Origin of the sequence: Actinocorallia populi (genome assembly GCF_002995495.1) — a bacterium.
GTDB lineage: Bacteria > Actinomycetota > Actinomycetes > Streptosporangiales > Streptosporangiaceae > Actinocorallia > Actinocorallia populi.
The window spans coordinates 271,007-292,409 of sequence record NZ_PVZV01000007.1; the positions used below are offsets into that span (position 1 = coordinate 271,007).

Consider the following 21,403-nt stretch of genomic DNA (forward strand, 5'->3'; position numbering starts at 1 on the left):
CGCACGCGGCCGGGACGTCAACCGGCCGCCTCCCTTACGGTGGACCCGTGTCGTTCGATCCCCTCGCCGAGGCGCACCGCCAGTGGAGCGCGCGCTGGCCCGACCAGGCCGACCACATGGCCGCGGTCACCTCGGTCATGCGCGCCCAGCAGCTGCTGCTCAGCCGTATCGAGCAGCTCCTCAAACCGCTCGGGCTGACCTTCGCCGCCTACGAGGCGCTGCGCCTGCTGGCCTTCAGCCGCACCGGCTCGCTGCCCATGGGCAAGATGGGGCGGCGCCTGCTGGTGCACCCCGCCAGCGTCACCAACGTGATCACCCGCCTCGAGTCGCGCGGCCTGGTCACCCGCTCCCCCGCGCCGCACGACCGGAGGGTCGTCCTGGCCTCCCTCACCCCCCGGGGCCGCGCCCTGGCCGAGGAGGCCACCGAGACGCTGCACCGGGCCAGATTCGCCCTGCCGGAACTCAGCCAGCAGGACGCGCGGGCCGTCATCGGCGCCCTGCACGCGCTGCGCGTCTCCGTCAACGACGTCGAAACCGGTACCGATCCTGCCGAAACCGGCTGAGCGAGGGTCCGTCACCACCCCCGATCGATACCCGGGAGGGAGGTGTCGACCCCCTTGAGGACCAGTCCGCGTTTGGTCCTCCCGACCGGTCCGCTCGCGACCGCCCGGTCCGTAGCGTCGGAAGCTCCCGCCCCGTGAGGAGAGGTATGACGACGACCGAGCTTCCGCCCGTCCACGCATCCACGAAGGGCAGCGACTTCACGCCGCTGGCCCGACGGGTCCGCGAGAGCGGGCTGATGCGCCGCAGAACCGGCTACTACACCGCCTCGATCGCCTGCAACGTGCTGGGCACCGCGGCGGTCTGGGTCGGCGTGGCGCTGACCGGCTCCTGGTGGTCGGTGCTGCTGGCGGTCCCCGCCGCGCTGCTCGCCGCCCGGACGGGGTTCCTCGGACACGACGCCGGCCACAAGCAGATCGCCTCCTCCGCGCGGACCAACCGCAGGCTGGGCCTGCTGCTGGGCGACCTCATGCTGGGCATGAGCCACGGCTGGTGGAACGCCAAGCACAACCTGCACCACGCCCACCCCAACCACGCCGAGCGCGACCCCGACGTCGGCGCCGGCGCCCTGGTGTGGACGCCCGAGCAGGCCGCCGAGCGGCACGGGGCGCTGAACTGGCTGAGCCGCAACCAGGCGTGGCTGTTCTTCCCGATGCTGACGCTGGAGGGCCTGAGCCTGAAGGTCTCCAGCATCCGCGACCTGAAGAACCGCGACCCGCGCGACCGCTGGATCGAGGGCGGCCTGCTCGCCGCCCACCTCGTGGGCTACCTCGCCCTCGCCTTCCTGCTGATGCCCCCGGCCGTCGCGCTGGTCTTCATCGCCGTCCACCAGGCGGTGCTCGGCGTGCACCTGGGCTGCGCGTTCGCGCCCAACCACAAGGGCATGCCGATGCCCGGCCCGGACGACGACTGGGACCACCTGCGCCGCCAGGTGCTCACCTCCCGCAACATCCGGGGCGGCCGGCTCACCGACTGGTTCCTCGGCGGCCTCAACTACCAGGTCGAGCACCACCTCTTCCCCGGCCTGCCCCGGCCGGCCCTGCGCGAGGTGCAGCCCATGGTCCGCGAGCACTGCGCGAAGCTGGGCCTGCCCTACACCGAGACCGGCCTGGTCGCCTCCTACGCCCAGGCCCTGCGCTACCTCGACTCGGTGGCCTGACTCAGCCGACCGGCAGCACGTCCAGGCCCCGCTCGGTCTCCGGGCGGGGCCCGAAGATCCGGCGGTCGCCCTCGCCGATGGGCACGTCGTTGATACTGGCCTCCCTGCGCCGCATCAGCCCCGAGGCGTCGAACTCCCACTGCTCGTTGCCGTAGCTGCGCCACCAGCGGCCCTGGGCGTCGTGCCACTCGTACTGGAACCGCACGGCGATCCGGTCCTCCCCGTACGCCCACAGCTCCTTGCGCAGGGCGTAGTCCAGCTCCCTCTCCCACTTGCGGGTGAGGAACTCCACCACCTCGGCCCGGCCGGTGACGAACTCCGACCGGTTGCGCCAGACGGTGTCCGGGGCGTAGGCGAGCGAGACCCGCTCGGGGTCGCGGGTGTTCCAGGCGTCCTCGGCGGCCTGGACCTTGGCCCGGGCCGACTCCAGGGTGAACGGCGGTTTCATGTGATGCTCCCTCGACTATGGAGAACGGTCGTTCTCCGGTAGCCTAGAGAACGATCGTTCTCTAGGCAAGGGCGCCGCACATGCACCAGACCGACCACGAGACACTCATCCTGGACGCCGCCGAGCGGCTCTTCTACGCCCGCGGCATCCAGGCCGTGGGCATGGACGAGCTGCGCACGGCCGCAGGGGTGTCGCTCAAGCGGCTCTACCAGAGCTTCCCGTCCAAGGACGAGCTCGTCGCCGCCTACCTCGACCGGCGCGACGAGCGCTGGCTGTCCTCGCTGCGCACGTTCGTCGGCGACGGCGGGGTCATCGAGCTCTTCGCCTGGCTGGTCCAGTGGTTCTCCACCGACGACTTCCGCGGCTGCGCCTTCCTCAACGCCTACGGCGAACTCGGGGGCCGGGTCACCCTGCCGGTCCGCAGGCACAAGGACCGGCTCCACGCCCTCCTGCGGGAGCTGGCCGTCCGCGAGGGCGCGCCCGACCCCGACCTGCGCGCCGACCAGCTGCTCGTCCTGGTGGACGGGGCGACGGTCACCGCGATGCTGGGCCGCCCCAACGCCGCGGGGGCCGCCCTGCGGCTGGCGCTGGCCGACGTGCGAGGATGATCTGTCCGAATTTTCAGGTTTCAGGGTTTTTGACGTTCGAGAAGGTGACAAGGTGCGCGCTCAGCTGCACGAGCCCCTCCCCGCCGGCCGGGAGCGGCTCTGGAAGGACTTCTTCAACGGCGAGCAGAACCAGAAGTTCTTCGCGGGGTTCGTGGGCCTGGCCATCGAGGAGGTCCGGGCCGACTACGCCCGGATGCGCCTGCCCTACCGGCCGGAGCTGAACCAGCCGGCCGGGGTGGTGCACGGCGGGGCCATCGCCACGCTCATCGACACCGTCGTGGTCCCGGCGGTGGCCAGCCCCTACGACCGGGTCCCCGTCATGCTCACCGTCGACATGCAGCTGCGCTACCTGGGGGCGGCCCGCGAGCGCGACCTCGTCGCCGAGGGGTGGATCACCAAGCGCGGCAGGTCCACGGTGTTCTGCCAGGCCGAGGTGCGCGACACCGAGGGCGAGCTGATCGCCGAAGGCTGGCATGTGTACCGGGTGATTCCCGCCAAGAACGGGTAAAACCTCCCGGGAGACGTCGAGGAGGCGCAGGTGCCGGACGGAAACTGGCCATGGATCATCGCGGCCCTCGCCGCCGTCGTGGTGCTGGCCTGCCTGTACGCCGTCGTCCGGTTGCTCAGGCGGATGCGCGGGCTGCGGGGGTTCGTGCGCTCGCCGGACGCCCCCGGCACGGCCAAGGCCGCCTACTACGGGGCCTGGATCTACGCGCTCAGCCCGGTGGACCTGCTGCCCGACCCGATCCTCATCGACGACGTCGGCGTCGTCCTGGCCTGCGTCGCGGCGCTGGAGCAGATGGTGCGCCGGCGCCGGGAGTCGCTCAGACCGTGACCGCCGCCGACCTGGCGATCCGCCCGCGCACCGCGCCCAGGAACCGCCCGTCCGGACCGAGCGCGCGCACCTCCACCTCGTCGCCGTCCTCCAGCCAGGTGCGGACCGAGCCGTCGGGCAGCACGAGGCCCTGCTCCCCCCCGCCGGTCAGCTCGATGAGCGAGCCCGCCTCGCCCTGCCCGGGGCCGCTGACCGTCCCGGAGGCCAGCAGGTCGCCGGGACGCAGGCAGGCGCCGTTGGCCGTCAGGTGGGCGAGCATCTGGGCCGGGCTCCAGTGCATGGAGGCGTACGGTGGGCGGGAGACCACCTCGCCGTTCAGCCTCACCTCCAGCACCAGGTCCAGGCCCCGGTCCTCGTCCTCGCGCAGGTAGGGCAGCAGCGGCGTCCTCCCGGACGGGGCGGGGACGCGGAAGCCGTCCAGCGCGGCGAGCGGCACCACCCAAGGGCTGACCGAAGTGGCGAACGACTTGCCGAGGAACGGCCCGAGCGGCACGTACTCCCAGGACTGCAGGTCCCGGGCCGACCAGTCGTTGACCACGCAGACCCCGAAGACGTGCTCGGCGAAGTCCCCTGTGGGCACCGGCACGCCCATCGGGCTGGGCGCGCCCACGACGAAGCCGAGCTCCGCCTCGAAGTCCAGCCGCCGGGTCGGGCCGAAGAACGGCGCGACCGAGCCGTCCGGCCGGAACTGCCCCGACGGGCGGTGGATCTCCGTCCCGGAGACCACGACCGTGCCGGCGCGCCCGTGGTAGGCGATCGGCATGTGCATCCAGTTGGGCGTCAGCGGATGCCTTCCGGGACGGAAGATGCGGCCCACGTTGGTGGCGTGGTGCTCGGAGGCGTAGAAGTCCACGTAGTCGGCGACGGTGAAGGGCAGGTGCAGCGTCGCCTCCGACATCGGCACGTACGGGCCGACCGGCCCGGCCAGCAGCGACTCCCGCACCGCGTGCCACACGTCGGGCCCCGCCACCAGGAACGGGTCGAGGGTCCCGTAGGCGAACAGAGCGGGATGCGGCACGCGGGCCTGCGACAGGTCGAGGATCCGGTCCTCCACCGCGACCCCCACACGGCGGATCCCGGGCCGGTCCAAGGTGGTGAACACCCCGTAGGGCAGGGTTTCAGCGTCGAACATTCCACGTCCAGGCGTAGTCGGGGTCCTCGCAGGCCGACGCGCCCTCGCCGAGCTCCAGCGGAGCGAAGGTGTCGACCATCACCGCGAGTTCGGTGACGGCTTCGAGACCCAGCGCACGTTCACGCACCCCCGGATGGGGGCCGTGGGTGTGCCCTCCCGGGTGCAGCGAGACAGAGCCCCGCCCGATCCCCGAGCCCCGACGGGCCTCGTAATCTCCTCCGCAGTAGAACATGACCTCGTCGCTGTCGACGTTGGAATGCGCATAAGGGACTGGGACGGCCAGCGGGTGGTAGTCGACCTTGCGCGGCACGAAGTTGCAGACCACGAAGTTGCGGCCCGCGAACACCTGGTGGACGGGAGGCGGCTGGTGGACGCGCCCGGTGATCGGCTCGAAGTCGTGGACGCTGAAGGCGTACGGGTACAGGCAGCCGTCCCAGCCGACCACGTCGAAGGGGTGCGTGGCCTGGACGTGGACCGTCCCCCCGCCCCGGTGCCTGACATGGACCTCGACGTCCCGCCCTTCCCGCAGCAGCGGCTCGGCGGGGGCGCGGAGGTCGCGCTCGCAGTAGGGGGCGTGCTCGAGGAACTGGCCGTAGCGCGACAGGTAGCGGTGCGGCGGGGTGATGTGGCTCGCCGACTCGATGCAGTAGAGCCGCACCCGCCCGGACGGCACCCAGCGGTGGATCGTCCCCCGGGGCAGCACCACGTAGTCGCCCGGCCCGGCGCTCAGCGCGCCGAACACCGTCTCGACGACCGCCTCTCCCTCCTCCACGTAGACGCACTGGTCGCCGATCGCGTCCTTGTAGAGGGGTGAGGGGTCGTCGGCCACGACGTAGGAGATGCGCACGTCGGCGTTGCCCAGCAGGACGCGCCGCCCCGTCACCGCGTCCACGCCGCTCCTCCCGTCGGGGAAGAGCGCGTGGAGGCAGAGGTGGCGGGGCAGCAGCGGATGGTTGCGGCGGTAGTCCTCGGCGGGAGGTTCCCAGACGCGGGCGTCTGACAGGGCCGAGGGGCTGGCGCGGTGGTAGAGCAGGGCGGAGTCGGAGCTGAAGCCCTCCTCCCCCATGAGCTCCTCGTGGTACAGAGACCCGTCGGGAGCCCGGTGCTGGGTGTGTCTTTTGTCCGGGACCTCGCCGACTCTCCGGTAGTACGCCATGGGCCGCTTCCCTCGTCTCCAGGGTCCGCGCGGGGGCTACAGGTTCCCCCGTCTCGCCTGCTCCCGTTCGATCGCCTCGAAGAGCGCCTTGAAATTGCCCTTCCCGAACCCGAGCGAACCATGCCGCTCGATGAGCTCGAAGAAGACCGTCGGCCGGTCCTGCACGGGCTTGGTGAAGATCTGCAGGAGGTAGCCGTCCTCGTCCCGGTCCGCCAGGATGCGCAGCTCCCGCAGGGTGGAGACGGGCACCCGGGTGGTGCCGACCCAGTCGCCGAGGGTGTCGTAGTAGGCGTCGGGCGTCTCCAGGAAGCGCACGCCCATCGCCCGCATCTCCCGGACGGCCGTCACGATGTCGGAGGTGGCCAGGGCGATGTGCTGGACGCCGGGACCGCCGTAGAACTCCAGGTACTCGTCGATCTGCGACTTGCGCCTGCCGGGCGCGGGCTCGTTGAGGGGGAACTTCACCCGGTGGTCGCCGCTGGCCACGACCTTGGACATCAGCGCCGAGTACTCGGTGGCGATGTCGTCGCCGATGAACTCCTTCAGGTTGGTGAAACCCATGACGCGGCGGTAGAAGTCCACCCACTCGTCCATCTTGCCGAGCTCGACGTTGCCGACGCAGTGGTCGATCGCCTGGAAGTAGTGCTTCGTACGGTCGGCCAGTCCCTGGAAGAGCGGTCCCGACGGGACGAAGCCCGGAAGGAAGGGCCCCGAGTAGCGGGACCTGTCGACCAGGGTGTGGCGGGTCTGGCCGTAGGTCGCCAGGGCGGCCATGCGGACGACGCCGTACTCGTCGGACAGCTCGTACGGCTCCTCCAGAATGTGCGCGCCGCTGTCGCGGGCGTGCGCCACGGCGGCGTCCACGTCGGAGACCTCCAGCGCGAGGTCGCCGACCCCGTCGCCGTGCGCCGCGACCGAGGCACCGACCTCGGTGCCCGCGCGCACCTCTCCCGTGATGCGGAAGCGTGCCTTGCCCGAGGTCAGGACGTACTCCGCGTAATCGCGGCAGCCCGTCTCGGGGCCGCGGTAGGCCACGCAGCTCATGCCGAACGCGGTGGAGTAGTAGTGGGCGGTCTGCCAGGCGTTGCCGACGAGGAACCTGACGTGGTCCAGGCCCCTCACCGGGAAAGGGTCTTCGGAGAAGTCGTGGGGAACGGCCCCGACGAGGACGTCCTCGTCGGCGGGCCGGCTCAGCTGGGTCATGCGGCTTGCCTCCTCTCCCTGCCGGATGCGGCCACCTTGACCCTGGTCTACCCACGATGACAAGCTTTCTGACGGCAGCTGTGCAGAATGGAAAGCAAAAACCGGTTCAGGTGGTCACAAAATGCCCGATCAGCCAACCACTCTCGACCAGCTCGACATCCGGCTCCTGCGCGCGCTGGCCGACCATCCCCGCGCCGGCTTCCTCGAGCTGTCCCGGATCACCGGCACCTCCCGGGTGACCGTCCAGGCCCGGCTGGAACGGCTGGAGGAGGCGGGCGTCATCCGCGGCCACGCCCCGCAGGTCGACCTGCCCAAGGCCGGCTATCCCGTCATGGCGTTCGTGACCCTGCAGATCTCGCAGGGCGCGCTGGCCGAGGTCGCCGAGCACCTGCGCGCCCTGCCCGCCGTCCTGGAGGCGCACGCGACCACCGGCCAGGACGACCTCCACTGCCGGCTGGCCGCCCCCTCCCACGAGGGGCTCCAAGAGGCCCTCCTGGCGCTCAACCGCATCCCCGACGTGGTGCGCACGACCAGCGTCATCGCCCTGTCGGAGCTCGTGGCCCCCCGCGTCCTGCCCCTCCTGGAGTCGGTGGAACGCCCCGAGCCGTCCCGCGTCCCGTCCTTCCGCCGCGCCGTCAGGCGGCCGTGACGAGCGTCGCCGCCCCCGCGCCGATCAGCGCCACCGCCCACACCCGGTCCAGGTTGAACCAGGCCCGCCGCAGCACCGCCAGTCCCACCACCTCGTAGACGACCAGGGCCACCGCGCCCGCCGCCGCGAACATCGCCAGCGTGTGCACCCCGGTGACGAAGACCGCCGCGCTGACGGCGTCACCTGCTCCCGCCCCTGCCCCCAGCCCGTGGTCATGCGCTCCTCCACCGCCCTCCATCGAGGTGAGCACGGGCAACAGCATCAGCCCTGCGCCGTGCGCAGAGGACATGAGGAACGACCAGACGGCCAGCTGCCACAACGACAGCCGCATCCCGACCCAGCGGAAATGCCGCTGCGACAACAACCTCCACAGCCCGAAACCGGCGAGCAGTGCTCCTCCCGCGATCGCCATCGCCTGGGTGGCGACCACCGACCGGGTCAGGGAGACCAGCACCGCCACCGCCGCGACCGAGGCGGCATGCCCTGCCGCGATGGCGGGCAACGACGCCAGCATGCGCGCGCGGGAACGTTCCTGCAGGCCCCGGGCGACCGCGAACAGCCACCCCATGCCGGGATTGAGTCCGTGGAAGGCTCCCAGGACCAGCAACGACGCCAGCGTCACGGGAAGCAGTACGAGTCGGAGGAGGCGTCGCCGCCCTGGAGCCGGACCTGGTGGGGGCGCAGTCCCCGGAAGTCCTCTCCGTGCGGAAAGAAGCGCTCGTCGAAGGTGAACTCCTCGCCGGAGTCGAGCTTGGCCGCCCAGGCTCCCACGCCGTCCGGATAGAACTGGTCGTCCCAGGAGCCGTACAGGGAGTTGGTGACGTAGACGCGCTCACCGTCGCGGCTGACCTCGATCATCTGCGGACCGCCCGCCAGCGGCAGGTCCGGCTCCGCCGGGTGCGGGGTGCGGCCGACGATGCCGCCGATGCGCACCGAACCGGCCTCGACCGGGTTGAAGGGGTCGCTGACGTCGTAGCGCTTCAGTTCGCCGGTCCCCCAGGCCGAGACGTACAGGTACGCGTCGTCCACGGACAGGGCGATGTCGGTGACCAGCGGCGGGACGGCGCCGAAGGGGGCGATGACCGGCGGGAGCGAAGCCGGGTCGGCGGGCTCGGCGGGGATGGTGATGACCTTCTTCACCGCGAACTCGCCGCCCTCCCTGTACCAGAGCCACACCGAGGCCGACAGGTCCTCCACGTCCACCACGACGCCCACGAACCCGTACTGCGCCGTGGGGTCGTGGGCGGGCCGCAGCTCCAGTGCCATCTGGTACCGGTCGCCCAGGTCGATGCTCTGGATGTGCCTGCGCTTGCGCAGGTCGAAGAAGTGCAGGGAGTGCCCGTACTGGCGGCCCAGGAGCAGCTCTCCGACGACCCCGTCCTCGACCATCGACGGAGTGCCCCACTCGGACGTCACCAGGACGTCGTGCGCGATGTGCCACCAGAAGTCGTAGGCGAGGTACTGCGGGCCGCGGTCGACCTCCCAGCGGCCCAGCACCTCGAACGAGGTGTGGTCGAGCAGCGCGATGCCGCCGGGGCCCTCCTGGCCGGAGGCGCCGCCGAGCGCGGAGACGTACAGGCCCTCCGGGCCGCAGTGCACGGTGTGTGGGCGGGAGTAGCCGGCGCGCTCGGCCAGCTCCTCGGGCTCCAGGACCTTGACGATCTGCGGGGCGCGCGGGTCGGCCTTGGTGTCGATGACGTAGATCCGCGAGGAGCGCAGACCGGGGACGATGAGGTAGCGGCGTTCGACGTGCGGGTGGGGGGCGCCGGGGCAGAGGGCGCTGCTGCAGGCGTTCCAGCCGAAGTGGTGGAGTTCGTCCCCGAGGTGGGGCAGGTCCGTCCAGCCCACGACCTCGCCGTAGGAGTCCGACTCGGGGTCGGTGTCCAGGACGGCCATCGCGTCGGGCTTCTCGGCGGCCCGGTCGAAGGCGGCCACGTAGGCCAGCTTCTCCGGCGGGGCCGAGGCCGCGTCCCTGGGAGAGGGGTAGAAGGTCGGATCGGGCTTCCACAGCGCCATGGGGGGCTCCTCGCAGACGGTTGCGCAGATTTTATACTTTCCGAGTATGGAATACCATCATGGTAGGTAGTGAGCTGGGGCTCTGGCGCGCCGTGTAACGTCTCGGTAGTCTTCAATGTCACGCTCCATTTACATCTGCCGGGTAGTGTTGCCCCGCGGGTAACGATCATGTAGGAAAGCAAGCGCATTCCCCCGATCAGGCAGGTCTCGTGTGAACGCTTCAGCGAGTCTTCCGGACCATCCGGAGGGCCACCTCTCTCCGCTCGACGGCGGGCCCACCGTGCTGCGCATGATGCTCGGCGCCCAGCTGCGGAGACTGCGTGAGGACAAGGGCATCTCCGCGGAGAAGGCCGGCTACACCATCCGCGCGTCCCACTCCAAGATCTCCCGGATGGAGCTCGGCCGCGTCGGCTTCAAGGAGCGCGACGTCGCCGACCTCCTCACCCTCTACGGGGTGCTGGACGAGGCCGAGCGCGCCCCGATCCTGGAGCTGGTGAGCCGCGCCAACGAACCCGGCTGGTGGTACAACTACAACGACCTGCTGCCCAACTGGTTCGAGGTCTACATGGGCCTCGAGGGCGCGGCGTCCATCATCCGCACCTACGAGCTGCAGTTCATCCCCGGGCTGCTGCAGACCGAGGACTACGCGCGGGCCCTCATCCCGCTGGGCTTCCCCGAGATCTCCGAGGAGGAGCTCGAGCGGCGCGTCCAGCTGCGGATGCGGCGCCAGCGCAGACTGCTCGCCGGCGAGCTGCGGGTGTGGGCGGTCGTGGACGAGAACGCGCTGCGCCGCCCCATCGGCGGCAAGGCGGTCATGCGGGCGCAGGTCGAGCACCTCATCGAGCTGAGCGGCCGCCGGAACGTCACCATCCAGGCGCTGCCCTTCAACGCGGGCGGGCACGCCGCGGTCTCCGGCGCCTTCAGCATCCTGCGCTTCCCCGAGGCGACGCTGCCCGACATCGTCTACCTCGAGCAGCTCACCAGCGCCCTGTACCTGGACAAGCCGGCCGACATCGACCGCTACCTCCAGGTGATGAACCGGCTCGCCCTCGAGGCCGCCCAGCCGGGCGACTCCCGCGAGATGCTCTCCCGGGTGCTGAACCGCTCCTCCTGACGCCGCTCAGGCGGGCGCAGGCTCCCCCACCACCATGACCGGGCACGGGGCGTCCCGGATCAGCTCGCGGGTGGTCGCGCCCAGCGCGCGCAGTTTCCAGCCGGGCCGCTCGTGCCGCCCCAGCACCAGCAGCCCGGCACCGGCCGACGCCTCCAGCAGCACGTCGCGGGCGAAGCCCGGCGCGACGACCGGAGCCGTGCCGGGCCAGCGCGACGTCCACGGCTCCAGCTCGCGGGCCAGGTGCTCGCGCACACCCGCGAGCACGGGCGCGGTGTCCAGCGGCGGGATCCAGGCGGGCGCGCCGAACCCCTCCACCGGGGGCTGGAACCAGGCGTGGACCAGGCGCGGGGCGCGGCCGCGCAGCCGGGCCTCGGCGTCGGCGGCCTCCAGCACCGCGGCGGACGGCTCGGCGCCCACCCCCACCACGACCGGCGCGTCGTGCAGGGCCGAGGCGTCGTTCTTGACCAGGACCACCGGGACGGGGCAGCAGCCGGCCACGGCCAGCGCCGCGGAACCGGCGACCAGGCTGCCCACCGCGCCGTGCCCGTGGGTCCCCAGCACCACCAGGCCTGCCCCGCCCACCCGCTCCAGCAGCACCTCGCCGGGCCGGCCGGACTCGGCCTCGATGACGAGGTCGGCCTGGCCGGCGACCCGGTGGGCCCGGGCCGCGGCGGTCTCCAGCAGCTCGTGCCCACCCGCCGCGACGGGGACGTGCAGCAGCCTCAACCGCGCCGCACGGCGCCCGGCCTGCACCGCGGCCCACTCCAGCGCGGCGTTCCCGGGCTCCGACCCGTCCACGCCGACCAGGATCTCCTCCATCGGCTCTCCTCCGTCTCCGCTCTCCTACCCAGCGGAGACGGAGGGCGACCCCTGCGGGGCCGCTCCCCCGACGGGCGGGTCAGGCGGAGGCGGCCTCGGCGATGACCGCGTCGACCTCCTCGCGGCGCGCCGCCTCCTCGGCCGCGAAGCGCTCGGCGTCGAGCCGGTCGGCGAGCTCCTCGTCCTGGGCCATCAGCGCCTCCAGGTCCCCCTTGGACATCTCCAGGACGCCCATGTCGGCGTAGGCGTTCTGGACGCGCTCGCTCCACAGGCCGATGTCCTTCACGCACGGGACGATCCGGCTGAACAGCAGGCTCTGGAAGATCTTCATGTACTCCGACTCGCGGGCCAGGCGGCTCGCCTCGTCCCTGGGGATGCCGAAGTTCTCCCACACCTCCAGGCCCTGGAAGCGGTCGCGCATGAGGTAGCAGCCCTCGATGACGAACTCCTCGCGCTCGCGGCGCTCGGTGTCGGTGAGTTCGCGGTAGTGGTCGCGCAGCGCGAGCCGGCCGAAGGCGACGTGGCGGGCCTCGTCCTGCATGACGTAGGTGAGCATCTGCTTGGGGAGCTCGGCCGTCGTCATGTCCCGCACGAGGCCGAAGGCCGCCAGGGCGAGGCCTTCGATGAGCACCTGCATGCCGAGGTAGGGCATGTCCCAGCGGCTGTCGGAGAGGGTGTCGTCGAGCAGCGACCGCAGGTTGTCGTTGATGGGGTAGACGAGTTCGAGCTTCTCGTGCAGGAACTTGCCGAACAGCTCGACGTGGCGGGCCTCGTCCATGGTCTGGGTGGCGGAGTAGAACTTGGCGTCGAGGTCCGGGACGGTCTCCACGATCCGGGCACCGGTGATCATCGCGCCCTGCTCGCCGTGCAGGAACTGGGAGAACTGCCAGGAGGTCAGGTGCAGCCGCAGCTCTCCCCGCTCCCTGTCGTTCATCTTCTCCCAGTAGGGGGTGCCGTAGATGGCGTTGGCCTGGTCGGGCAGGCCGAGCGGGTTGGCGGGGTCGACGTCAAGGCTCCAGTCGATGCGCTTGACGGCGTCCCACTGCTTGTCCTTGCCTTTCTGGTACAGATTGAGAAGCCTGTCACGGCCCTCGTCGTATTCCCAGGTGAATCGGCTGTCACCGGCCAGCGGCACGTTCCAGGTCTCCCGGGAAACGGGGGCGGTGTAAAGCTCGTGGGTCGACACGCTGTACTCCCGTCTGTGACGTACAACGTACGTAGAACGTACGATGTACGTAAAGTCGCACAGCGCTGGAAAGGTGTCAACGGTTGCTCAGCAAGGGGCGCATCATCGACGCGGCGATCGCGCTGGTCGAACGGCACGGCGAGGACGCGCTGTCCATGCGGGCCGTCGCCGCGGAGCTGGACGTGGCGGTCATGTCCCTGTACAACCACGTCCCCAGCAAGGCCGCGCTCCTGGACGGCATCGCCCACCGCGTGATGACCGGCCTGTACCTGGACGAGGACACCGGGGCCGACTGGAAGACCCAGGCCCGCACGCTCATCCGCGCCTTCCGCCGGGTGGCGCGCGACTACCCGGCCTGCATGAACCTCATCGTCACGCACAGCGTGGAGCTGCCGTTCGGCATCAGGCCGATCGAGCGGGCGCTGGTCATCGCCGACTCGGCCGGATTCGACGGGCCCACCTCGGTCCGGGTGATGCGCGCGATCATCGCCTACGCGCTGGGCGCCCAGCTGCGCGAGACCGACATGGTGAAGATGCTGGACTACCTGCCGGCCGACCCGGCGGCGGCCTTCGCCGAGCTCGACCCGGTGGAGTTCCCCCACGTGACCGCGCTGGCCAAGGAGCTCACCGCGCACGACCCCGAGACGGACTTCGAGTTCGGCCTCGAGCTGTTCATCAGCGCGCTCGACACGCTGCCGCGCTGAAACGTCCGGCGCGGACGGCGCCGGGAACGGCTCCGTGCGGGGATCCTCCACTCTCCCGCATGGAGCGGTCCACGAACGGGCCGTCCGCGCCGCGGGGGTTTTCAGCCGGAATGCTTGGCGCTGGCGGCCCCGCGCAGGCCCACCGTTCCCGGCCGGTGGATCAGGATCTTCTTCATGGGGGGTTCCTCCTGGAGAATGACAACCCGGACGGGAGCTAACAATTCCATGCTTTCCACCTGAAGTGCGACTTCTGTTTCAAAAGGTGAGACAAATAACCCCGGGGACCGACCGCCGATGCACCTGCTCGCCCATCGCGATCTCCATTGAAACGGATATCTATCCCAGATAAGGATGTATGTCATGAAAGTCCTAATTCTTGGCGGCACCCGGTTCGTCGGAACGATCGCGGCGCAGGAGGCCGTCTCCCGCGGCCACCACGTCACGGTGTTCAACCGCGGCACCCGTCCCGCGCCCGCCGGAACGGCCATGCTGACCGGCGACCGGCTCGGTGGTCTGGACGCGCTGCGCACCGGCTCCTGGGACCTGGTGATCGACACCTGGAAGGGCGCGCCCCGCGCCGTGCGGGAGACGGCCCGCCTGCTGGCCGGACGGGCCGGCCACTACACCTACGTCTCGTCCCGGTCCGTCTACGCCCAGCCCGCGCCGCCCGGAGGCGACGAGAGCGGCCCGCTGGTCGAGGGCGCCGCCCCCGACGCCGGAGACGTGCCCTATCCGCAGGCCAAGCTCGGCGGGGAGATGGCCGTGGCCGAGTCCTTCGGCGACCGCGCGCTGTTCGCCCGCGCGGGGCTCGTCCTCGGCCCGTACGAGAACGTCGGCCGCCTCCCCTGGTGGCTGGACCGGGTCTCCCGGGGCGGCACGATCCCCGCACCGGGCCCCGCCGACCTGCCCCTGCAGTTCATCGACGCCCGCGACCTCGCCCGTTTCCTGCTGGACCACCCCGCCACCGGAGGCGCCTTCGACCTGATCGGTCCGCCCGGCCACACCACGATGCGCGGCCTGCTGGAGGCCTGCGCCGCGGCGACCGGCACCGCCCCCGACCTCCGCTGGCTCTCCCCCGAACAGGTGGAGGCCGCGGGCGTGGAGCCGTGGTCGGACCTGCCGGTCTGGCTGCCGCCGGGCGAACTCCACGACACCATGCACTCCGGCGACCCCGCCAAGGCCCTCGCCCGCGGCCTGGTCTGCCGCCCGGCCGCCGAGACCGTCGCCGGCACCTGGGCCTGGATGCGCTCCTCCGGCTGGAGCGCCCCCGACACCGTCTTCGGCCGGAAGGTGGGGCTTTCCCCCGAGCAGGAGAAGGCCCTGCTCGCCGCCTAGACGGTGCCCACGTAGACCCAGTCCCCCTCGACGCGGACGAACTTGCTGTTCTCCTCCATCCGCCCCCGCCGTCCCCGTTCCACGTAGTGGGCGCGGAACCGCACGGTGCCCTCGGTGTCGAAGGGGCCGCCCCTGGCGGTCTCCAGCACCTCCAGGCCCGTCCATCTGGTCCGCCGGTCGACCCCCGTGCCGGCGGGCCGGGTGGCGGGGTGCCACGTGCGCCGCAGGTAGTCCGAGTCGCCCACGCTGAAAGCGCTGTACCGCGAACGCATCAGCGCCTCGGCCGTGGGCGCGCTGCTCTCCCCTGCGTGGAACCGACCGCAACACCGCTCGTAGGGCTCGGAAAGCCCGCACGGACACTTCGAAGACATTCCCTCATTCTCCCTTCTCCCGGCCGCCGCGCCATCGGGGCCCGGTGGCGGCCGTGCCGCGCCCTTCCCGTCAGGGTCCGGTCTCGGCTCCCTCGACCTTGTAGCCGGGAATGGACGGCCAGCGGACGGTGAGGACGACCGACTCCTCCTCCGCGTACCAGGAGTGGTCGACGCCCCGGCCCCAGACGACGTAGTCGCCCTGCTTGCTCAGCACCACGTCGCGGCCGGGGAACTCCATGCGGAACCGGCCGCTGATGAGGACCAGGAGGGCGGTGCGGTGTTCGCCGTGCACCCATGCGGCGCGCGTGTCGCCGGGCGGGTGCACGCCCCACTTGATCTCGACGTCGGTGCTGTGCCGGGCGTCTCCCTCGGGCATGAAGTGCCCCAGGAGCCAGCCGCGCTCCTCGGGCGCGTCGATGTTGGCGTTGCCCACGTAGATGTCGTCTGTCACGGCCAGCGAGACTAACCGAGATCGCCGGTGGACCGTTCGACGGCGACGGGCGCCGCCGGTCAGATGCCGAGGCGGGCGGCGATGCCCTCCAGCAGGCAGTCGAGGCCGTGGGCGAAGCGCCATTCGGCGTCGTCCTTGCGCGTGGCCGTCCTGAGGTACTTCTCGAAGGCGGGGTAGCGGCCGGTGCCCGTGAGCCAGACCATCGTCGGGGCGAGCTCGGAGCGCAGCCCGTCGCCACCGGCCAGCCCCTCGTCGTCGATCAGCTCGGTGACGGCGGTCTCGTAGCCCGTCGCGCCCTCCACATAGGCGTCGACGGCCCTGAACACGCTCATCATCGTGTCGGCGTCCATGTCGTGGCCGTCCAGCACGGCGAGCGCCTGCTCGGCGACGGCCATCCGGTTCGGCGTGAGCGCCAGCTTGGCCCGCAGGGGCAGCCGGCCGAGCCAGGGGTGCGCCAGCGTCAGCTCCCGGGTGCGGAAGGCCAGGTCCCGGAGCGCCTCGCGCCAGCCGAGACCGTCCGGCGTCCACGGCTCGGCGTAGACGTGATCGACCATCAGGTCCAGGAGGTCGTCCTTGCCGGACAGGTAGCGGTAGGGCGCCATGGGGGCGACACCCAGCTCGGCGGCCAGCCGGCGCATGGTGACGGCCTCCAGCCCCTCCGCGTCGGCGAGCGCGACCGCGGTCGAGGCGATGCGCTCGGGGGACAGCGTCTGACGCGGCGCGGGCGCGGGACGCTCCAGCCGCTCCCACAGTGACCCCGGTTTCTCCGTACCCATGAGTACAACGTATCCCAAGTAGACAACGTACATAGCGATGTGTACGTTGTATCTCGATCAATACGACGTACACACCCAGGGGACGGCCATGCACGAAATGAAGATCGCGATCCTCGTCGGCAGCACCAGGGACGGCCGCTTCGCCCCTTCCGTCGCCGCGTGGACGGAGAGCCTGATCGCCGAGCGCGGGGACATGCGGGCCGACGTCATCGACCTGGTCGAGACCCCGCTGCCGACCGTCTTCCCCGTCCTCGGCCAGCCGCCCGCGTCCGCCGCGGACCGGGAACTGCTGGCCGCGGTGTCGCCCCGCCTGGCCGAGGCCGACGCCTTCGTCATCGTGACGCCCGAGTACAACCACAGCTTTCCCGCGGCGCTGAAGAACGCGATCGACTGGCACAACACCGAATGGCACGCCAAGCCGGTCGCCTTCGTCTCCTATGGCGCCTTCTCGGGCGGCCTGCGGGCGATCGAGCAGCTGCGCCCGGTCCTCGCCGAAGTGCACGCGGTGGCGATCCGCGACGCCGTCTCCCTCCAGAGCCCGTGGGAGCAGTTCGACGGCGACGGCCGTGCAGTGGACCCGGCCGTCGAAGCCGCCGGCAGGCTCATGCTCGACCGCCTCGCCTGGTGGACGCACGCGCTGCGCACCGCCCGCGCCGCCACCCCCTACGCCGCCTGACATGGACGACCTCGCCCGAACCGAGCGCCGGTCCCTCCACGCCGGTGTGTTCGGCCTGCTGCTCGGCATGTTCCTGGCGATGCTCGACGGGCTGGTCGTGGGCACCGCGCTGCCCACGATCGCCGGGGACCTCGGCGGGCTGGACCGGCTGCCCTGGGTGGTGACCGCGTACATGCTCGCCGCCGCGGCCACCACCCCCGTCTGGGGCAAGCTCGGCGACCTGTTCGGCCGCAAGGCGGTCTTCGTCACCGCGATCGTGCTCTTCCTGGCCGGGTCCGTCCTGTGCGGCCTGGCACGGGACATGGCCCAGCTCATCGGTTTCCGCGCCGTGCAGGGGCTGGGCGCGGGCGGGCTCATGGTCGGGGCGCTCGCCGTCATCGGCGTGCTGGTCCCGCCCCGCGACAGCGGCCGGATCCAGTCGATGATCGGCGTCATCATGCCGATCGCCTACGTCGGCGGCCCGCTGCTCGGCGGCCTGCTCACCGACCATCTGAGCTGGCGCTGGACGTTCTACGTGAACGTGCCCGTCGGCGCGGTGGCCCTCCTGCTCATCGCGACCCGCGTCCACCCGCCGCCCGCCCCGCGCGGGCGGCCCCGCATCGACTACGCGGGCGCCGCCCTGCTGACGGCCTCCATCGTGGCGCTGACCCTGCTCGCGAGCTGGGCCGGGACCGCCTACCCGTGGGCCTCGCCGCAGATCCTCGGCCTGGGCGCGGCCGGCGTCCTCGGCGTCGCCTGGTTCGTCGCCGTCGAGCGTCGGGCGGCCGAGCCGATCATCCCGCCGCGGCTGTTCGCCGACCGCGACTTCACCGTCGTGCAGGTTCTCGGGTTCCTCGTCGGCGCCGCGATGCTGACCGTGACCAACTACCTGCCGCAGTACTTCCAGTTCGTGCAGGGCGCGTCTCCGGCCGCCGCCGGCATGCTCCTGCTCCCGCTGATGTTCGGCATGCTCGGCGCCCAGCTGCTCACCGGCCGCCTCATCAGCGCCGACGGCCGCTACCGGCGCTACCCGATCCTCGGCGGCGCCCTCATGACCGCGGGCGTCCTCGCCCTGCTCCAGCTCGGCACGGGCACCCCCGCGCCCGCCGCCTCGGCCCTCACGTTCCTCATCGGGGCCGGAATCGGCCTGCTGATGCAGAGCAGCACGCTCATCACCATGAACAGCGCCGACCCGCGCGACATGGGCGCCGCCAACGGCACCCTCATGCTGTTCCGCACCATCGGCGGCTCGCTGGGCATCGCCCTCCTGGGCACCCTCTACGCCGCCCGCATGGCCGCCGACCTGACCGCCCGCCTGGGACCGTCCACGGCCGCGCACCTCACCGAAGGCGGCGCCCTCACCCCCGCCCTCCTCCCCGCCCTGCCGGCGGAGACCGTCGATGCCGTCCGCTCCGCCGTCACCGGCGGTCTCCACCTCATCCTCTACGGCACCCTCGTCCTGGCCCTCCTCACCTTCGCCGCCTCCTGGCTCATCCGTGAGGTCCCCCTCCGCACCGCCCTCCCCCCGTCCACCCCCGAACCGCACCGGTCACCGGCCGACCGATGAGGACGAGCCCGCCAGCGCGTGTACAGCCACGGGCAGGACGCCGCCAGACGGACGTCCGTCAGTGGAACGTCCAACGCGCGCCAGCGCGTGTACAGCCACGGGCAGGACGCCGCCAGGCGGACGTCCGTCAGTGGATGAGGGCGTGGTTCTCGGCGTCGGTGCGGCGGAGGCGGGCGGCGATGGCGTTGGCGATGGACCAGCGCAGCGCGTCGGCCAGGCGCGGGGAGTCGCGTTCCAGCCGGGCCAGTTCCCGGGTGGTGAGCACCAGGCAGGAGGTGGGGCATTCGGCGACGATGCGGTGGGTGTGCTCGGCGTCGTCGATCAGGGCCAGGCGGCCCACGGCGGTGCCGGGGCCCATGGAGGTCTCGCGGACGGGGCGAGGCGGGGTGCCCACCATGATCTGCCGGGCCAGGCCGCCGGAGATGATGAAGCACAGTGCGGCGACGTCCTCCAGGAGGCGCTCGCCGGGGGCGTACTCGCGCGGCTCCAGGTAGGCCTCCAGGGCGGTGACCAGGAACGGGTCGAGGCTGCGCAGCAGGTCCTGTTCGGCCAGCGGAACGGTCATGCGGGAGGCGCCCGCGGACTCCAGCAGGGCGTCCTCGCACCACTCCAGCGCGGCGTCCCTGGTCTCGGAGATGACCGCGGAGGGGACGGTGACGCCCTTCTCCGTGTCGACGACGACCGTGGTGATGCCGCGTTCCTTCAGTTTGGCGGCCAGGCCCTCCATGAGGGTCTCGGCGACCGAGGCGACCCGCCCGGCGCGTTTGAGGTCCAGGACGACCCAGCGGACGGAGCCGGTGTCCTCGCTGATGGTGCGCACGACCGCCTCGGCGCTGCTGAACGCCAGGTCGCCGCGGAGCACGTAGACGCGGATGGCGCCGCCGAGGCGGGCCAGGGCGGTGCGTTCGTCGTGGGCGCGGACCCGGGAGGAGTGCGCGGTGTCGCCGCGCAGGGTGCGGTGGAAGACCGGTCCGGAACGTTCGGCGGGGCGCATCAGGTGCAGCCCGAACCGCTGGGACAGCTCCTCGCAGGCCGCGACGCCGCGCACGCTGTTGCCGCGTGAGTCCAGGCGGGGGCTGAAGAGGCCGAGCCCGAGCTGGGAGGGCAGCGCGGCGATGAGCCCGCCGGACACGCCGCTCTTGGCGGGCAGCCCGGCGCGGACCAGCCACTCGCCCGCGTAGTCGTAGGTGCCGCAGGTGGCCATGACGGTCAGCGCGTTGGCCGCCGCCTCCACCGACACGACGGTCTCGCCGGTCAGCGGGTTGATGCCGCCTCCGGCGAGGGTGGCGGTCATGACGGCGAGGTCGCTGGTGGTCACCAGCGCCGCGCACTGCTCGAAGTACAGCCGCAGCGACTCCTCGACGTCGCAGGTGAGGGTGCCCGCGCCGTGCATGAGGTAGGCCAGGGCGCGGTTGCGGTCGCCGGTGGCCGCCTCGGAGTCCATCACCTTGCGGTCGACGGCCAGTTCGCGTCCGGCGAAGGCCGACAGGCCCGTCAGGATGCGCTCCCGGCGCTCCTCGAAGGTGTCGCCGCCGACGAGGGTGGAGGTGACGATGGCGCCGGAGTTGACCATGGGGTTGTAGGGACGGCCGGTGTAGGGCTCGAGGCGGACGGCGTTGAAGGCGTCTCCGGTGGGCTCGACGCCGACCTGCTTGAGCACGTCGGGCAGGCCGCGGTCCTGCAGGGCCAGGGCGTAGACGAACGGCTTGGACACCGACTGGATCGTGAACGGCACCCGGCTGTCGCCCGCCTCGTAGACGGTCCCGTCGAGGGTGGCGACGGCGAGCCCGAACCATTCGGGGTCGGCCTTGCCCAGCTCCGGGATGTAGGTGGCGACCTCACCGGCGCGCTGCTCGATGAGACGGGCGTGCAGGTCGTCCAGGAGGTCCTGGATCGGGCTGACAAATGGCGCGTTCACTCCCACAGGGTAACGAGAAGGCTCACTCCCGGAGATCACCGGTATCCGTATCCGGACACGCCGCCGTCCCGGCCAGGAGCGCCGCCTCGGCCATGCGGCGCAGCAGGCGCGCCATGCCCGCGCGGTCCAGCTCCCCGGCGCTGTGCGGGGTGGAGTTGAGCAGCCCGAACACCGCGTGGACGGCGGCGCGGGCCTCGTCCTCCGGGCGGGGCCACTGCTCGCGCGTCACCCGTACCCATTCCTCGACGTAGGCGCGCTGCAGGCGGCGGATCTCCCGCCGCGGGGCCTCGGGGACGTTCTCCAGTTCGCGCTCGTGCACGACGATGAGCGCCGGGTGGTCCAGCGCGAAGGAGATGTGCCAGTCCAGCAGGGCGCCGAGCGGGTCGGCGGCGGCCGCGGCGCGCCGGAACCCCTCGTCGTGCAGCCGGGCGCTGATGTCCAGCAGGATCTCGGCCAGCAGCGCCTCCTTGCCGGCGAAGTGCCGGTACAGCGCGGGCCCGGTGAGGCCGACGGAGGCGCCGAGCTCGCCGATGGACACCCCGTGGTAGCCGCGCCGGGCGAACAGCTCGGCGGCCGCGGCCAGGATCTGCGCCCGCCTGGCCCGGGTATCGATCTCCATGCCCCCAGTGTAGACGACGCAGTTAATGATGATTAACATCGTTGTTAGTGACCATTAACATGGGTGCCGCCGCCGCGCGGCCCCGCCGGCCGTATCGACCGGATCGAGCGATTCGATGGAG

At 71.6% G+C, this 21,403-nt stretch carries 24 protein-coding genes; 11 read left to right on the top strand and 13 right to left on the bottom strand.

Annotation, left to right across the window (positions count from 1 at the left end):
• Positions 1-47 precede the first annotated feature (47 nt).
• Both C2865_RS28000 and C2865_RS28005 read left to right on the top strand, forming a co-directional pair.
• Positions 48-563 carry a MarR family winged helix-turn-helix transcriptional regulator gene (locus C2865_RS28000; RefSeq protein ID WP_232835842.1) on the top strand — a complete coding sequence of 172 codons (516 nt, stop codon included), beginning with the start codon at positions 48-50 and terminating at the stop codon, positions 561-563.
• Between the two features lie 146 nt (positions 564-709).
• Positions 710-1,720: a fatty acid desaturase family protein gene (locus tag C2865_RS28005; RefSeq protein WP_106401584.1), complete on the top strand. Its 1,011-nt coding sequence runs from the start codon at positions 710-712 to the stop codon at positions 1,718-1,720.
• Position 1,721: 1 nt separating this feature from the next.
• Here C2865_RS28005 and C2865_RS28010 read toward each other — a convergent pair whose 3' ends face one another.
• Positions 1,722-2,168, bottom strand: a complete 447-nt coding sequence (locus C2865_RS28010; RefSeq protein ID WP_106401585.1) for a nuclear transport factor 2 family protein — start codon at positions 2,166-2,168, stop codon at positions 1,722-1,724.
• Positions 2,169-2,248: 80 nt separating this feature from the next.
• Between C2865_RS28010 and C2865_RS41570 the strand changes: the two genes are divergently transcribed.
• Genes C2865_RS41570 through C2865_RS28025 form a run of 3 tightly spaced genes read left to right on the top strand, consistent with a single transcriptional unit; the run spans position 2,249 to position 3,611 of the window.
• Positions 2,249-2,776: a TetR/AcrR family transcriptional regulator gene (locus C2865_RS41570; protein WP_106401586.1), complete on the top strand. Its 528-nt coding sequence runs from the start codon at positions 2,249-2,251 to the stop codon at positions 2,774-2,776.
• A 52-nt stretch (positions 2,777-2,828) separates the two neighbouring features.
• Positions 2,829-3,284 carry a PaaI family thioesterase gene (locus C2865_RS28020; RefSeq protein WP_157963933.1) on the top strand — a complete coding sequence of 152 codons (456 nt, stop codon included), beginning with the start codon at positions 2,829-2,831 and terminating at the stop codon, positions 3,282-3,284.
• 30 nt (positions 3,285-3,314) lie between these two features.
• Positions 3,315-3,611: a YkvA family protein gene (locus tag C2865_RS28025; RefSeq protein WP_106401588.1), complete on the top strand. Its 297-nt coding sequence runs from the start codon at positions 3,315-3,317 to the stop codon at positions 3,609-3,611.
• Here C2865_RS28025 and fahA read toward each other — a convergent pair.
• Genes fahA through hppD form a run of 3 tightly spaced genes read right to left on the bottom strand, consistent with a single transcriptional unit; the run spans position 3,601 to position 7,102 of the window.
• Positions 3,601-4,743 (bottom strand): fumarylacetoacetase, encoded by a 1,143-nt coding sequence (gene fahA / locus C2865_RS28030; protein ID WP_106401589.1) that lies wholly within the window; start codon positions 4,741-4,743, stop codon positions 3,601-3,603. The genes C2865_RS28025 and fahA overlap by 11 nt on opposite strands.
• Entirely contained in the window at positions 4,730-5,899 is a 1,170-nt protein-coding gene (locus tag C2865_RS28035) for a homogentisate 1,2-dioxygenase (protein ID WP_106401590.1), read from the bottom strand. The genes fahA and C2865_RS28035 overlap by 14 nt, the downstream gene beginning before the upstream one ends.
• A gap of 36 nt (positions 5,900-5,935) precedes the next feature.
• Entirely contained in the window at positions 5,936-7,102 is a 1,167-nt protein-coding gene (gene hppD, locus C2865_RS28040) for a 4-hydroxyphenylpyruvate dioxygenase (RefSeq protein WP_106401591.1), read from the bottom strand.
• Positions 7,103-7,223: 121 nt separating this feature from the next.
• On the opposite strand from hppD, the gene C2865_RS28045 reads away from it, so the two are divergent.
• Positions 7,224-7,751 (top strand): Lrp/AsnC family transcriptional regulator, encoded by a 528-nt coding sequence (locus tag C2865_RS28045; RefSeq protein WP_106401592.1) that lies wholly within the window; start codon positions 7,224-7,226, stop codon positions 7,749-7,751.
• Here C2865_RS28045 and C2865_RS28050 read toward each other — a convergent pair.
• Entirely contained in the window at positions 7,738-8,382 is a 645-nt protein-coding gene (locus C2865_RS28050; RefSeq protein ID WP_106401593.1) for a hypothetical protein, read from the bottom strand. The genes C2865_RS28045 and C2865_RS28050 overlap by 14 nt on opposite strands.
• On the bottom strand, positions 8,370-9,767 hold the full coding sequence (locus tag C2865_RS28055) for a selenium-binding protein SBP56-related protein (protein WP_106401594.1): 1,398 nt from the start codon (positions 9,765-9,767) through the stop codon (positions 8,370-8,372). The genes C2865_RS28050 and C2865_RS28055 overlap by 13 nt, the downstream gene beginning before the upstream one ends.
• A 289-nt stretch (positions 9,768-10,056) precedes the next feature.
• Between C2865_RS28055 and C2865_RS28060 the strand changes: the two genes are divergently transcribed.
• Positions 10,057-10,881, top strand: coding sequence for a helix-turn-helix domain-containing protein (locus C2865_RS28060; protein ID WP_106401855.1), 825 nt, complete (start codon positions 10,057-10,059; stop codon positions 10,879-10,881).
• A 6-nt stretch (positions 10,882-10,887) separates the two neighbouring features.
• Here the strand turns inward: C2865_RS28060 and C2865_RS28065 are convergent, their stop codons facing one another.
• Together C2865_RS28065 and C2865_RS28070 are read right to left on the bottom strand one after the other, a co-directional pair.
• Entirely contained in the window at positions 10,888-11,700 is an 813-nt protein-coding gene (locus tag C2865_RS28065) for a universal stress protein (protein ID WP_106401595.1), read from the bottom strand.
• A gap of 79 nt (positions 11,701-11,779) precedes the next feature.
• Positions 11,780-12,886 (bottom strand): ferritin-like domain-containing protein, encoded by a 1,107-nt coding sequence (locus C2865_RS28070; RefSeq protein WP_106401596.1) that lies wholly within the window; start codon positions 12,884-12,886, stop codon positions 11,780-11,782.
• Positions 12,887-12,969: 83 nt separating this feature from the next.
• Between C2865_RS28070 and C2865_RS28075 the strand changes: the two genes are divergently transcribed.
• Together C2865_RS28075 and C2865_RS28080 are read left to right on the top strand one after the other, a co-directional pair.
• On the top strand, positions 12,970-13,590 hold the full coding sequence (locus C2865_RS28075) for a TetR/AcrR family transcriptional regulator (RefSeq protein ID WP_232835843.1): 621 nt from the start codon (positions 12,970-12,972) through the stop codon (positions 13,588-13,590).
• A 360-nt stretch (positions 13,591-13,950) separates the two neighbouring features.
• Entirely contained in the window at positions 13,951-14,925 is a 975-nt protein-coding gene (locus tag C2865_RS28080) for an NAD-dependent epimerase/dehydratase family protein (protein WP_106401597.1), read from the top strand.
• Here C2865_RS28080 and C2865_RS28085 read toward each other — a convergent pair.
• From C2865_RS28085 to C2865_RS28095, 3 genes are all read right to left on the bottom strand, one after another.
• A complete protein-coding gene (locus C2865_RS28085; RefSeq protein WP_106401598.1) occupies positions 14,922-15,296 on the bottom strand; it encodes a YchJ family protein in 375 nt (124 codons plus the stop codon). The two genes, C2865_RS28080 and C2865_RS28085, sit on opposite strands and share 4 nt — an antisense overlap.
• A 70-nt stretch (positions 15,297-15,366) precedes the next feature.
• Complete coding sequence (locus C2865_RS28090) at positions 15,367-15,747, bottom strand: cupin domain-containing protein (protein ID WP_106401599.1); 381 nt, start codon at positions 15,745-15,747, stop codon at positions 15,367-15,369.
• Positions 15,748-15,806: 59 nt separating this feature from the next.
• On the bottom strand, positions 15,807-16,523 hold the full coding sequence (locus tag C2865_RS28095; protein WP_106401600.1) for a TetR/AcrR family transcriptional regulator C-terminal domain-containing protein: 717 nt from the start codon (positions 16,521-16,523) through the stop codon (positions 15,807-15,809).
• An 88-nt stretch (positions 16,524-16,611) separates the two neighbouring features.
• Here C2865_RS28095 and C2865_RS28100 point away from each other — a divergent pair, with 88 nt between their 5' ends.
• Positions 16,612-17,199, top strand: coding sequence for an NADPH-dependent FMN reductase (locus tag C2865_RS28100; protein WP_106401601.1), 588 nt, complete (start codon positions 16,612-16,614; stop codon positions 17,197-17,199).
• A gap of 1 nt (position 17,200) precedes the next feature.
• Complete coding sequence (locus C2865_RS28105) at positions 17,201-18,745, top strand: MDR family MFS transporter (protein WP_106401602.1); 1,545 nt, start codon at positions 17,201-17,203, stop codon at positions 18,743-18,745.
• Between the two features lie 127 nt (positions 18,746-18,872).
• Here C2865_RS28105 and glsA read toward each other — a convergent pair whose 3' ends face one another.
• Positions 18,873-20,663 (bottom strand): glutaminase A, encoded by a 1,791-nt coding sequence (gene glsA / locus C2865_RS28110; protein ID WP_198653661.1) that lies wholly within the window; start codon positions 20,661-20,663, stop codon positions 18,873-18,875.
• Positions 20,664-20,685: 22 nt separating this feature from the next.
• Positions 20,686-21,282 carry a TetR/AcrR family transcriptional regulator gene (locus C2865_RS28115; RefSeq protein ID WP_106401603.1) on the bottom strand — a complete coding sequence of 199 codons (597 nt, stop codon included), beginning with the start codon at positions 21,280-21,282 and terminating at the stop codon, positions 20,686-20,688.
• Between the last annotated feature and the right edge of the window lie 121 nt (positions 21,283-21,403).